Origin of the sequence: Streptomyces azureus (genome assembly GCF_001270025.1) — a bacterium.
GTDB lineage: Bacteria > Actinomycetota > Actinomycetes > Streptomycetales > Streptomycetaceae > Streptomyces > Streptomyces azureus.
This window is the reverse complement of sequence record NZ_DF968357.1, coordinates 118499-131353: the sequence shown is the minus strand read 5'-3', so window position 1 is coordinate 131353 and position 12855 is coordinate 118499. Positions and strand designations below refer to the sequence as shown.

10 protein-coding genes and 1 pseudogene are annotated in these 12855 nt (G+C 72.8%); 4 read left to right on the top strand and 7 right to left on the bottom strand.

Annotated features, from left to right (window positions below):
• Positions 1-590, top strand: a pseudogene (locus AOQ53_RS46670) (hypothetical protein); the annotation flags it as partial.
• Between the two features lie 106 nt (positions 591-696).
• Here AOQ53_RS46670 and AOQ53_RS28185 read toward each other — a convergent pair.
• From AOQ53_RS28185 to AOQ53_RS28170, 4 genes are all read right to left on the bottom strand, one after another.
• Positions 697-2343 (bottom strand): glycosyltransferase family 2 protein, encoded by a 1647-nt coding sequence (locus AOQ53_RS28185; protein WP_059421490.1) that lies wholly within the window; start codon positions 2341-2343, stop codon positions 697-699.
• Entirely contained in the window at positions 2340-4535 is a 2196-nt protein-coding gene (locus AOQ53_RS28180) for a CDP-glycerol glycerophosphotransferase family protein (protein WP_059421489.1), read from the bottom strand. Before AOQ53_RS28180 ends, AOQ53_RS28185 begins: the two co-directional genes overlap by 4 nt.
• A gap of 88 nt (positions 4536-4623) precedes the next feature.
• The gene (locus tag AOQ53_RS28175) at positions 4624-5448 is read right to left on the bottom strand and encodes an ABC transporter ATP-binding protein (RefSeq protein ID WP_059421488.1); all 825 of its coding nucleotides are present in this window, start codon (positions 5446-5448) and stop codon (positions 4624-4626) included.
• On the bottom strand, positions 5441-6355 hold the full coding sequence (locus AOQ53_RS28170) for an ABC transporter permease (protein ID WP_059421487.1): 915 nt from the start codon (positions 6353-6355) through the stop codon (positions 5441-5443). The genes AOQ53_RS28175 and AOQ53_RS28170 overlap by 8 nt, the downstream gene beginning before the upstream one ends.
• 184 nt (positions 6356-6539) lie before the next feature.
• Between AOQ53_RS28170 and AOQ53_RS28165 the strand changes: the two genes are divergently transcribed.
• Positions 6540-7166 (top strand): TetR/AcrR family transcriptional regulator, encoded by a 627-nt coding sequence (locus AOQ53_RS28165; RefSeq protein ID WP_059421486.1) that lies wholly within the window; start codon positions 6540-6542, stop codon positions 7164-7166.
• Between the two features lie 15 nt (positions 7167-7181).
• On the opposite strand, the gene AOQ53_RS28160 is transcribed toward AOQ53_RS28165, so the two are convergent.
• A complete protein-coding gene (locus tag AOQ53_RS28160; protein ID WP_236711850.1) occupies positions 7182-7862 on the bottom strand; it encodes a Crp/Fnr family transcriptional regulator in 681 nt (226 codons plus the stop codon).
• A gap of 95 nt (positions 7863-7957) precedes the next feature.
• Between AOQ53_RS28160 and AOQ53_RS28155 the strand changes: the two genes are divergently transcribed.
• Entirely contained in the window at positions 7958-8281 is a 324-nt protein-coding gene (locus AOQ53_RS28155) for a YciI family protein (protein WP_059421482.1), read from the top strand.
• Here the strand turns inward: AOQ53_RS28155 and galE are convergent.
• Both galE and AOQ53_RS28145 read right to left on the bottom strand, forming a co-directional pair.
• A complete protein-coding gene (gene galE / locus AOQ53_RS28150) occupies positions 8226-9206 on the bottom strand; it encodes a UDP-glucose 4-epimerase GalE (protein WP_059421480.1) in 981 nt (326 codons plus the stop codon). The two genes, AOQ53_RS28155 and galE, sit on opposite strands and share 56 nt — an antisense overlap.
• Before the next feature lie 65 nt (positions 9207-9271).
• The gene (locus AOQ53_RS28145) at positions 9272-10888 is read right to left on the bottom strand and encodes a glycosyltransferase family 2 protein (protein WP_059421479.1); all 1617 of its coding nucleotides are present in this window, start codon (positions 10886-10888) and stop codon (positions 9272-9274) included.
• 94 nt (positions 10889-10982) lie between these two features.
• Here AOQ53_RS28145 and AOQ53_RS28140 point away from each other — a divergent pair, with 94 nt between their 5' ends.
• A complete protein-coding gene (locus AOQ53_RS28140; RefSeq protein WP_408055196.1) occupies positions 10983-12644 on the top strand; it encodes a glycosyltransferase family 39 protein in 1662 nt (553 codons plus the stop codon).
• Positions 12645-12855 lie beyond the last annotated feature (211 nt).

Genomic DNA, 12855 nt, shown 5'->3' with positions numbered 1-12855 from the left:
GGGTGGTCGTGGTGGCGGCGGGCGGGCTGAGCGGGCACTGGTCGTGGGGGCGGGCGTTGCCGGCGGCGTTGATTCCGGCGCAGGTGGCGGTGGCGGTTGAGGTGGGGGAGGCCGGGCGGCGGGGGGCGCGGGTGGGGTGGGCGTGTGCGTTGGGGGCGGCGTTGGTCGTGGGGGCTTGGACGCAGGTGGGGACGATCGGGTACGTGGTGAAGCGGGGGAACCTGCCGGAGGCCGTCGCGGAGAAGTACCGACGGCCGTGGGAGGGGTACCACTGGATGACGCCCTGGGTGAGGTACGGGGATGTGGTGATGGCCCGGGCTGGGCGGCCGGCTCGGCAGATCCCCGCGTATGGGGCGTACACCGTGGCGCCCGGGTATCCCGACTTCTTCCTGCCGGATGAGGGGCGGCGGGAAGGGGCTGTGCGGAGGTATTTCGCGGAGGGGACGTCGGGGCGGGAGCGGGGGGAGATTCTTCGGGAGTACGGGGTGCGGTGGGTTGTGGATACGGGTGGTGCCGCCGGGCGTGGTGCGGGGTTGCGGGAGGTGGCTCGGGGGCCTGGGGGACAGGTGCTCTACGCCGTGGTGCGATGAGCTGTACGACGCTGTGAGGTCGGGTGGGCCCGCAGCCCGGCGTGGCGGGTGCCGTTGCGCCCACCCGTGCCGCCCCAATGGCACGACTGCCCGCAGCCGGTCGGGCCTACTTCAGCGCGCTTGCCAGCAAACGCGCTGCCCTCTTCACCCTCGGTCGGGCCACCCGTCGCACCACGGGGCGTACCACCCTCGCCGTCACGCCCACCGGTTCCCAGCGGACCTGCAAGCGGCCCGGGCCGTGGCCCTCCGGTTCTACCGTCAGGCGGTGGGACGGCACCTGGGTCGTCAACGACGGGAAGGTCAGCGGGGCCAGGAGGAGGCCCGTGTGGGACAAGCCCTGGTGTTCCAGGCGGAGCAGCGGGTGGCGGACTCCGGCGAAGCCGTGGAAGGGGAGGGGGGCCGCTGCCAGGTCCAGGTGGGCGTGGCCCTCGAAGATGCCGGGGCGTACGGGGGAGAGGCGGAAGGGGACGCGGAGGCGGCGTCGGCCCGGGGAGATGAGGAGAGTCGCGCGTCGGGGGCCGACCGGGAGACGCAGGGCCGGGTCGTACGTGCGGATGGTGAGGTCGACCGAGGCGCCCGGGCCCCGGGTGATCTCCGTGATCTCGTGGCGGAACTGGGCGCTCGGGAAGGGGCGCGTCTCCAGTTCCAAGTCCGAGATGTCCAGTTCGTGGCGGGACCATTCGGAGGATGGGATGTGGGCGCCCCAGTAGGTGTGGCCCTGTTCGTCCGTCGTCACCTGCCTCGGGGCCACTCCGTGACCGAGGCCCCGTGCCGCCAGCCTGGCCTCCGGCAGGCGGTGGTCGCGGATCAGCTGGATGACGACTCGTTCGGCGCGGGGGAGGCGGGCGAACGCGCCCGGGGTGAGCGTGTCCAGGTACGGCGTGACGATGTCCGCGAAGGAGGACAGCCACTCCTCGTCCCGGTAGGGCAGGTCACCGGCGTACATCCGGAAGTCGTGCTTGAGGAACTTGTGGTCCTTGTCCTCCCGCAGCGACTCGTGCCCGCTCTCCGCCAGGAACGCGTCGATGAGGTGCTGGACGTGGACGCGGTCGCGGACGTTGGTGAGCTTGTGCCGCTGGTTGGAGATCGACGCGGCCTCGGAGGCGGCGAACGGGGCCACGTACCACCGGTAGACCGGCTCCGGGATGATCGTGAAGGACTTGGCCAGGCAGTACGCCTGAGCCGAGAACAGCTGGTCCTCGTAGTGGATGCCCTCGGGGAAGCGCAGACCGTGCCGGTCGAGGAAGGCGCGGGCGTACATCTTGCTGGTGGCGAGGTGCTCGAAGAGCAGACGCGGGTCGGCCTCGATGCCGCCGAGGGTGCGGCGCTCGGCGACCAGGTGCGGCATCCACGTCGAGCGGCGGCCGTTGTCGACCCGGACGCGCTGCACCGCGCCCATCGCGAAGTCGATCTCGCGTTCGCGGTGCGCGGCGAGCAGCAGTTCGACGGCGTCGTCGGGGAGTTCGTCGTCGCTGTCCAGGAACATCAGGTACGGCGCCCGGGCGGTCTCCAGGGCGCGGTTGCGCGGAACGCTGCAACCGCCGCTGTTCCGCTCCAGGCGGAGATGGCGGACGCGGGGATCCTCGGCCGCGAGACGCCGTGCCACATCCGGCGTCTCGTCCGTCGAGTGGTCGTCGCTGATGACGATCTCCACGTTCGCGTGGGTCTGCCGGCGGACCGAGTCGACCGCGCGGGTGAGGCGTTCGGCGTCGTTGTAGACGATGACCGTCACGGTGGCGTCGGGGGTGCTCATGCGGTCGCCTCCTGCGGGGCCGGGGCCGGGGTGCGTTCCTCGATCGGCAGCACCGGCGGCAGGTCCCGTTCGTCCTGACCGAGGAAGACCCGGCGCACGACGCGTTCGGCGGCGCGTCCGTCGTCGTACTCGCAGAACCGGCGCCGGAAGACGGCCCGGGTCTTCGCCGCGCCCTCGTCGCGCCAGGCCTCGGTGGTGAGGATCTCCGTCAGCTCCTGCTGGGTGCGGGCGACGGGGCCCGGGGCCTCGGCCATCAGGTCGAAGTAGACGCCGCGGGTCGTGCGGTACGTCTCCCAGTCGTCGGCGTGGATGACGATCGGTCGGTCGAGGTTGGCGTAGTCGAACATGATCGAGGAGTAGTCCGTGACCAGGGCGTCCGCCGCCAGGCACAGCTCCTCCACCGGGTCGTAGGAGGAGACGTCGATGATCCGGCCCGTGCGGCGCAGGTTGGTGAGCGGCGAGGCCGCGCCGCCGTAGAAGTAGTGGCCGCGGACGAGCAGGACCGTGTCGTCGCCGAGGCGGTCGGCGAGGGCGGCGAGGTCCAGGCGCGGGGTCCAGCCGGCCTCGTAGTCGCGGTGGGTGGGCGCGTAGAGGACGGCCCGCCGGCCCGGCGCGATGCCGAGCCTGTCGCGGACGCTGCGGATGTCCTGCGCGCCGGCCGTGTAGTAGACGTCGTTGCGCGGATAGCCGTGGTCGAGGGAGACGTAGTGCGACGGGTACGCGCGCTCCCACATGCGCGTGGTGTGGCTGTTGGCGGAGACGCTGTAGTCCCACTTGTCGATACGCTCCAGCAGCGCCTGGAAGTCCAGGCCCTGCGCGGCCGCCGGATACGCCATCTGGTCGATGCCCATGCGCTTCAGCGGCGTGCCGTGGTGGGTCTGGAGGTGGATCGCGTCGGGGCGTTTGACCACCGCGTTGGGGAAGTTGACGTTGTTGACGAGGTACTTGGCACTCGCCAGCACCTCCCAGTAGCGGCGGCTGCCGGGCACGACGTGGTCGGTGCCGGGCGGCAGCAGGGCCGCGTTCTCCTCGGTCACCACCCACACCGGGTGGATCTGCGGAGCGAGTTCGGCGAGCTTCGCGGCGATCGCGGCCGGGTTGCAGGCGACACCGCGGTTCCAGTACGCCGAGAACACCGCCAGGTGGGGGTTGACCGGGCGGCCGAGCGCCCTGCGGTACTGGTGGTCGCGCAGCCTGGCGCCGACTTGCCGCTTCCGGGTCCGTACGGCCGACTTGGCGGTGCGGCGGGTGCGGTTGACGGCCTGGAAGGCCCGGTACCTGCCGTAGGCGCCCTCTTCCAGCAGGGAGCGGCGGACGCCTTCGAGACCGGCCGGGCGCCGGTAGCCCTCGGGACGGCGGCGCAGGGCGGCCAGGGACGCCCGCCGGAAGAACTCCCGCGCCACCTCCTCCGCCATGCCGCCGCGCGCGAAGGTGCGCAGGCAGTCGCGGACCATGACGTCGTAGAGCACGGCGTGGGCGGCGCGGCGGTTCCGGGTGAGGTCGAGGAGCGACTCGTAGCGCTCGACGAGGCCGTAGCGCTGCTCGGGAGTGACCGGGGGCAGGCTCGCGGGGCGCAGCCTGCGGTCCTCGTAGGCGACGTGCGGCAGGCAGGCGACGCGGTCGGCGAGCAGCAGGGCGGCCAGGGCGGCGTACGGCTCGTCGTCGGTGGTGAGCCGCTGCTCGTGCGCTCGCCAGAAGTCCGCGCGCAGCACGCGGGTGCCGAGCAGCGGGGTCAGCCGCAGCAGGGGCGCGCAGTCGTCGAGGGTGACGTCGGCCCGGCCCGCCCGGGCGAGCAGGGAGCCGTCCCGGGAGGGCATGCCGGAGGTGTGCCAGGTGCTGCGGACGTGGTCGAGGAGCAGGACGTCCACCTCGCCGGGCAGCTCGGCCACCCGCTCGGCGACCGTGCGCAGGGCGCCGGCGGGCAGTCCGTCCTTGGCGTGGACGAAGTGCAGCCAGCGGCCGGAGGCCCGCGCCGCCCCCGCCGCCCGGGCCGCGGCGCCGCCCGTGCCGTCCGGCAGCGGAACGACCTGCACGTCCGGTGTGTGCCGCCCGGCCGTCTCCCGGGCCCAGTCGCCGACCGCGGCCACGATCAGCTCGGCGTCCGGCAGGGGGTGGGCGGCGAGGGAGGAGAGGAGCTCCGTCAGATGGTCCTGAACGTTCGGCCCGTGGACGATGACGCTGAGCTCGGGCATCACAGGGCTCCTCCATCCCGTCGCGGCAGGCGGACCTTATTCGCTCATGGTGCCATCAATGCGACAAAAGGATCGACCGGGGCACGCCTCACGAGGGAACCGGCACCTTCGGCTTCGGCTTGGCGGACTTGTCACCGGTGAACGCCTCGTACTCCTTGAGGACCTCCTCCGTCGGCCCGTCCATGCGCAGCTCGCCGCGCTCCAGCCACAGCACGCGGTCGCAGGTGTCGCGGATCGACTTGTTGTTGTGGCTGACCAGGAACACCGTCCCGGCGTGCTTGCGCAGCTCGCGGATGCGGTCCTCCGAGCGCTTCTGGAAGGAGCGGTCGCCGGTGGCCAGCGCCTCGTCGATCAGCAGCACGTCGTGGTCCTTGGCGGCGGCGATGGAGAACCGCAGCCGCGCGGCCATGCCCGAGGAGTACGTGCGCATCGGCAGCGTGATGAAGTCGCCCTTCTCGTTGATACCGGAGAAGTCGACGATGTCCTGGTAGCGCTCCTTGATCTGCTCGCGGGACATGCCCATGGCCAGGCCGCCGAGGTACACGTTGCGCTCGCCGGTCAGGTCGTTCATCAGGGCCGCGTTGACGCCGAGCAGGGAGGGCTGGCCGTCGGTGTGGATACGGCCGTTCTCCACGGGGAGGAGCCCGGCGACGGCCTTCAGCAGGGTCGACTTGCCGGAGCCGTTGGTGCCGATCAGGCCGATCGCCTCGCCCCGGTACGCGACGAAGGACACGTTCTTCACGGCGTGCACCCGGCGCACGCCCGACGCCTTCTCGGTCTGCTTGCGGCGCAGCATGCGGTTGAGGGCGGCGGTCGCGGAGCCGCGTCCGGCGCCGGTGCCGTTGACGCGGTAGACGATGTCGACGCCGTCGGCGACGACGGTGGGGATCTTCTCGCTCAGGTGCTCAGCCACGGCCGTACGTCTCCTCAGCCTTCCAGAAGTAGATGAAGCCGCCGACGCCGGCGACCAACGCCCAGCCGGCGGCGAGCGCCCACACGTGGGGCGGGAGCTGGCTCGCGTGGAAGCTGTCGATCAGGGCGAAGCGCATCAGGTCGATGTAGACGGCGGCCGGGTTGGCCGCCAGGGCCACCGTGACCAGGTGCGGGAGGCTGTCCTTCTGCGCCAGCTTGTCGATGCTCCACATGACACCCGAGACGTACATCCAGGTGCGCAGCACGAACGGCATCAGCTGGGCGATGTCCGGGGTCTTGGCGCCCATCCGCGCCATGACCATGGAGACGCCCGCGTTGAACGTGAACTGGAGGAACAGCGCCGGCAGCGCCAGCAGCCAGGACACCCCGACCGGCACGCCGAAGCAGAGCAGGATGACGACCAGGGCGCCCATCGAGAACATCAGCTGCTGGAGCTGCTGGAGGCAGAACGACAGGGGCAGCGCGGCCCGCGGGAAGTGCAGGGCGCGCACCAGGCCGAGGTTGCCGGAGATGGCGCGGGTGCCCGCCATGATCGAGCTCTGCGTGAACGTCCAGATGAACACGCCCGTGACCAGGAACGGGATGTAGTCCGGCACGCCGTGCTTGGTGCCGAGCAGCACGCCGAAGATGAAGTAGTACACCGCCGCGTTCAGCAGCGGGGTCATCACCTGCCAGACCTGGCCGAGCTTCGCCTGGCTGTACTGGGCGGTGAGCTTGGCGGTGGCGAACGCGGTGATGAAGTGGCGGCGGGCCCACAACTGGCGGACGTACTCGGGCAGGGAGGGGCGGGCGCCGCTGACGGAGAGGCCGTGGCGGGCGGCGAGGGCCGCGAGGTCGTCGTCGGCCGGGGCCGGTGCTTGGGGCGGTGTGTGGAGGACCTGGCTCACATCCGCTGCTTTCGTTCGGGGGGTGTGGGACCTGTGGGGCGTGAAGAGCGAGGGGATGAGGCGGTTCTTACCGGACTCTTCACGGCTTCTTACGTCGGGACGGGACCGTATCGTCGTAACGGGAGCGTACGTCGGCCGAACGTCGGAACGCAACCGTTTCGTCGTGACGCCCTATGCTGTCGGCATGACGACGAAGCCCGACGAGCCCCAGCAGCCCCGGCGCCGCCGGGCCCCCGCGGGGGCGGCCGTACTGCGGGAGGACGTGACGGAAGCCATCCGGGCGGCCGTCTTCGAGGAGCTCGCGGCCGTCGGCTACGCGCGGATGTCCATCGAGGGGATCGCGCGCCGGGCGGGGGTCGGGAAGACGGCGGTGTACCGCCGCTGGCGCTCGAAGCTGCACCTGGTCCTCGACATCGTCTCGGCGCTCGCCGTGCAGGGCCTGCCCGCGCCGGACACCGGCTCGCTGGAGGGCGACCTGCGGCTGCTGTACGAGGTGACGTCCCGCGCCCTGCGCCACCCCGTCGCCTCGCAGATCATCCCCGACCTCCAGGCCGAGGCGGCCCGCAACCCCGAGATCGCCGAGGCCCTCCAGAAGGCCCTGCGCGAGGGCCAGGACGGGGTCGCGACCGGCATCGTCACGGCGGCGGAAGCCCGCGGCGAGCTCCGCCGGGGCCTCGACCACGACCTGGCCCTCGACCTGATCTCCGGGCCGCTCTACTGGCGCTCGGTGGTGATCCGCAGCCCGAAGCTGCCCAAGGGGTATCTGGGGGCGCTGGCCCGGGCCACGGCGGGGGCGTTGAAGGCGTTGTAGGGCCGGAGGCGCCCGTCAGCTGTGCCGGGTGGCGCGCTGCGCGAGCAGCTCCGGGGCGAGCAGTTCGATCCGGCCGTCCGGTGCCGGACGGACCAGGCCGTCACCCCGGAGGCGGGACAGTGCGCGGTTCACCGTCACCCGGGTGACACCGAGCAGGTCGGCGAGCCCCTGCTGGGAGCCGGGCAGGGAGACCAGAGGCCCGCTGTCGGCCGCCGCTTCCAGCAGCCAGGCCGCGAGGCGTGCCTCGCACGGCAGGGTCATCGTGACCGTCAGCCGGTCCTGCTGGGCGCGTGCCTGGGCGGCCAGCAGCCGCAGTACATGTGCGCGGACCGCCGCCGAGTCGTCGAGCAGCGTCATGAACCGCGCTCGCGGCACGGCGCGCACGCTGCACGCCCCGACCGCCGTGAACGTCGCGGTGTGGCCCGCCCGGTCGAGCAGCGCCACCTTGTCCAGCGCGCACGGCCCCCTCCACGTGCCGAACCGCACCACGCGCCCACCCGCCGTCGCCGCGGACGCCGCCGTGCTCCCGCTCAGCAGCACGAGCAGATGATCGGCCGGCTCGCCCTGCATCCGCAGCACCTCCCCGGCGGCGTAGCGGCGCGGTACGGACACGTTCCACAGGGCGACCAGGTCGGCGTCCGGCAACCGTGCGAACAGCGGTACGTCCCGCAGCCGCCGCCATCCGTGCCCGTCCACACCAACTCCCGTCTGTATCGCGTGATACAGCACCATCCGGCGCCCCGAGCGTAACCTCACCGCCGACTCCGTACACCGGCCCGGAAAGGACCCCCGTGTTCGCCGTGGAACTCGCCTTCGCCCCTGCCCCGGAGCGCCTGGCCGCCCGTCCCGCACACCGCGAGACCCTCGCCCGTCTGCACGCCGACGGACACCTGGCAGCCGCCGGCCCGTGGGCCGACGACACCGGCGCCCTCCTGCTCTTCACGGTCGACCGGGCACGTCTGGACGAGATCCTGCACGAAGACCCCTACTACTACCGCACCCCCGGCGTCGCGGTGCGCTCGGTCCGCGAGTGGACCCCTGTCGTCGGCCCGGCGCCGATCAGCCCCGCGCCGCCTCCGGGTGCAGGCGTACCCAGCCCTCCCACGCCGAGGTGATCATGTCCTGGACGTCGTGCCGGGCCTTCCAGCCCAGCTCCGCGGCCGCGCGCTCGGCGGAGGCGACGACGCGGGCCGGGTCGCCCGGGCGGCGCGGCGTGACCGTGGGCGGCCGGTCGTAGCCGGTGACCGTGTTGATGCGGTCGATCATCTCGCGGACGGAGACGCCCTCGCCCCGGCCGATGTTGAGCGTGAGGTCGCGGCCGGGGGAGGAGCGCAGGACCCGGGCCGCGGCGACATGGGCCTCGGCCAGGTCGACGACGTGGATGTAGTCGCGTACGCAGGTGCCGTCCGGGGTCGGGTAGTCGTCGCCGAAGATGCGCGGGGGCGCGTCCTCCGTGAGCTTCTCGAAGACCATCGGGACGAGGTTGAAGACACCGACGTCCGCGAGTTCCGGGCCCGCCGCGCCCGCCACGTTGAAGTAGCGCAGGGACGCGGTCGACAGCCCGGTCGCCCGGCCGGTCGCGCGCACCAGCCACTCACCGGCCAGCTTCGTCTCGCCGTAGGGCGACATGGGCACGCAGGGCGTCTCCTCCGTGACCAGGTCCACGTCCGGCATGCCGTACACCGCCGCCGAGGAGGAGAAGACGAAGGACGGCACCCGCGCCGCCGTCACCGCGTCGAGCAGGACCCGCAGGCCCTCGACGTTCTCCCGGTAGTAGTGCAGCGGCTGCTCGACCGACTCGCCCACCTGCTTCTTCGCCGCGAGGTGGACGACGCCGGTGACCGAGTGGTCCGCGAGGGTGCGCGCGAGCCGCTCGCCGTCCAGCGTCGAGCCCATCACCAGCGGCACTCCGTCGGGCACGCGCTCGGCGATACCGGTGGACAGGTCGTCGTACACCACCGCCTGTTCCCCCGCCGCGGTCATCGCCCGTACGACGTGCGCCCCGATGTAGCCGGCGCCGCCGGTGATCAACCAGGTCATGTGCGGCCGTCCCCTCGTCAGTTGGCCCGTGGTGGTGGTGCTCCGTGCCGATACGCGTCGTGCTCTCAGTGAAGCAGGCGGCGCAGCCTTCCGCGTGCGACGGACAGCACACCGCGTGCGCCGGGCGCGACGCGCAGTGCCAGCGCGCCGGAGTGGGTGGCGTACGGCTGCACGAGGACCACGCCGTGGCGGGCGCTCGGGACGGCGCTGCGGCGCAGCAGACCGGCGCCCGTGAGGGCGTGCGCCGTGACGTCGCGGCTCACGCCGTCGCGGAAGCGGATACGAAGGCGCAGATCCCAGGTGCCCACGCCGTGTGCGGCCAGCGCGGGGAGGTCCACGGTCGTCTTCGCCGACCAGGTGCCGCCCGACGGCACCAGGGCGGTCGTACCGCGGACCACCTCGGCGCCAGCGTCCCGGTGTCGCCACTCCACCTCCACCGCCTCCGGGCCCGCCTGCGCCACCCGGCTGTACAGCTCGTGCAGGCGCAGCCGCAGCCGGGCGCCACGCGCGCGTGGCCGCAGCTCCGCGTCGACGGCCAGGGGCAGCATGTGCACGGGCCGGGTGAGCAGGGGCTCCAGGGAGACCTGCGGGAGGTCCTCCGACCAGACGGGTGTGCCGTCGGCGGCACGGGTGTACGGCGGGTACAGCCGGGCCGGGCGGGCCGCCAGCTCCCGCAGCCGGGGCAGGTCGCACGGCTCCGGGGAGGCCAGGACGACGCGCCCGACCAGCCGGCCGGGAGCGGCCGGGTCGCGGGCCCAGTCGTCCGCGTCGTACTCCGCGAGATGCGCCCGCGTGATCTCCCACCACGCACGCCGGTAGGCGGCGTCGCGCAACCCCAGTTCACGCATGTACATCCGCAGGTCGTGGTCGAGGAACTTGGCGCGCGCGACCCGCGCGAGTTCCTTCTGCCCGGCGCCCAGCAGGATCTCGTACGCCTGCCGGCACGCCTCCGTACGGGCCCGCCAGTTCCCGACACCGGACCGGTCCAGCGAGATCGACAGCCGCTCGGCGGACCGGCGCACGTGCCAGACGTACACCCGGTCCGGGACCAGGGCGATGCGCGGGGCCGCGGCCAGCACACGCGCGGTGAAGACGACGTCCTCGTACGGGAAGCGGCCCTCGGGGAAGCGGATGCCGTGCTCGCGCAGGAAGCCGGTGCGGTAGAGCTTGTTGACGCAGAGCGTGTCGTGGACCAGGCGCGGGCGTTGCGCGGGGTGCGGTACCACGGAGTGGAGTGCGTACAGGCGTGCCTGCCAGGGTACTTCGCCGCCCGACGGCAGTTCCCGGCGTACGCACAGGCCGCTCGCGACCTCCGCGTGCGCGCCGGTCGCCGCGTCGAGCAGCGCGTCGACCGCGCCGGGCGGCAGGACGTCGTCGCTGTCCAGGAACATCACGTACGGCGAGGTCACCGCGTCGAGCCCGGTGTTGCGCGGGGTGCCGCAGCCGCCGCTGTTGGCCCGGCGGCGGATGACCTTCAGACGGGGTTCCGACGCGGCGAGCCGGTCGAGGAGACCGGCGCTGCCGTCCGTCGAGCAGTCGTCGACGGCCACGACCTCGCGCACGGCGGGGCCCTGGGCGAGCGCCGAGCGCACGGCGTCCGTCACATGGGCGGCGTCGTCGTAACCGATGACCACGACGGCTACCTGGGGGAGGGGCCTCTCGGGGTTCTGTACGGCATTCATTACGGCGGATCGTAAGCCGGTCGAATGATATGAAAGTGGTAACACACCATCAAATGTCACCAAAGCCAGCGTAGCGTCACAGAATCGGGCCGTGATGAGCGCACAGTCGAGGGGGAGCGGCCGGTTCGGCCCGGGCCTGGTGCCCGTGGCGGTTCCCATGGCGGTGATGCTGGGGGTCGGACTGTGGGGCCTGGACCGGGGCGGCATGTGGGGTGACGAGAGCGTCACCTTCCAGGTCGCGCAGCGCACGGTGCCGCAGATCTGGCGGCTGCTGCACGATGTGGACGCGGTGCACGGCCTGTACTACCTGTTCATGCACGCCGTCCTCGCCGTCCTCGCCGTCCACCCGGACGAGGTCGTCCTGCGCCTGCCGTCGGTGTGCGCGGCGGCCGCGACCGCCGGCCTCGTCGCGGCCCTCGGCGTCCGGCTGGCCGGGACACGGGTCGGCCTGTGGGCCGGTCTCCTCTACGCCATCACGCCGATGACCGGCCACTACGCCCAGGAGGGACGGTCGTACGCGCTCGTCGCGGCGGGCGTGGCGGGGGCGACACTGCTGCTTCTCAGGGCGGTGGAGGCGGCCACCGCACGGGCCTGGTGGCCGTACGGGACGGTCGTCGCCCTGACCTGTCTGCTGCACGAGCTGGCGGTGCTGGTGCTGTGCGCGCACGCGGCGACGCTGGCCCTCATACGGGTGCCGAGGAGGGTTTGGTCCGGCTGGGGACGTGCGGCGGGAGCGGTCGTGCTGCTCCTGCTGCCGCTGGTGTGGGTGTCGCAGGGGCAGTCCGGGCAGGTGGCGTGGCTGGTGACGCCCGGGTGGGACAAGGCCGAGAGGCTGGTGCGGCACTTCTCTCCCGGGCCGGTCGGGGTGGTCTTCTGGGCGTCGCTGCTGCTGATGGCCGTCGGGCTCCGGACGCGGCGGCCGGCGGCGGTCGCGCTCCCGCTGCTGCTCGTGCCGCCGGGGATCCTTATGACCGTGTCGCAGGTGCGGCCGCTGTTCCACGAGCGGTACGTGCTCTACTCCCTGGCGGGAGCGTCCCTGCTGGTGGCCGCCGGGGCCGGGCGGGTGAGCGGGGTGCTGGGGCGGGTGCGGTTCGAGGGGCGCCGGGTGCGGGTCGGCGGCCGGCAGGTGCGCGCCCTGCTGGGCGTCACCGGCGTCCTCGCCCTCACCGTCACCTTCGTCCACCACCTCCCCGTCCACCGCCAGCACCGGTCCGCCGCCCACCGCCCCGACAACCTCGCCGTCGTCTCCGCGCTCGCCCTCCGCCAGATGTGCCCCGGCGACCCGGTGCTGTTCGTGCCGTCGGTCGGGAGGCTCGCCGCGCTGGCCTACCCGAAGGGGTTCCGGCAGGTCCGGGACATCGCGCTGCGGGAGTCGGCGCCCCGGTCCGGGACACTGTGGGGCCGTGAGGCGACCCCCGGGGAACTGCGGCACCGGCTCGCCTCGGTGGACCGAGTCTGGGTCGTCGCCGAGGCGTACGCGCTGGACCCGCGCTGGTCTCCGCCCGATCCGGTCGAGCGCACGAAACTGTCCGTCCTGGCGGAGGAGTTCACCGTCCGGGAGGAGCACACCCGGGACGGGGTGATCCTCCGCCTCCACGTACGGAGGGCGCCGGCCGACGTGCCGTCCGCCGACGTGCCGTCCACCGGCGTCGCGTCCGCCGACGAGCCGCCCGCCGACGCAGCGACCGCCGATGAACTGTCCGCCGACGTGACGACCGTCGGTGAGTCGTCCGCCGAGGTACGTCCGCCTGGGTAGCGACCGCCGACGAGCGGTCCGCCGATGTGGTGATCGCCGACGCCGCGCCCGCCGGTGATCCGCCCGCTGGCCTACCGCACGGCGGCCTACCGCACGGCGGCGTACCGCCCGCCGAGGTACCGGCCACCGACGAGCCATCCACCGACGAGCCACCCGGCGCACCCTCCGGCGAACGGCGCGCGTCCACCGTGAGCCACCCGGCGCACCCTCC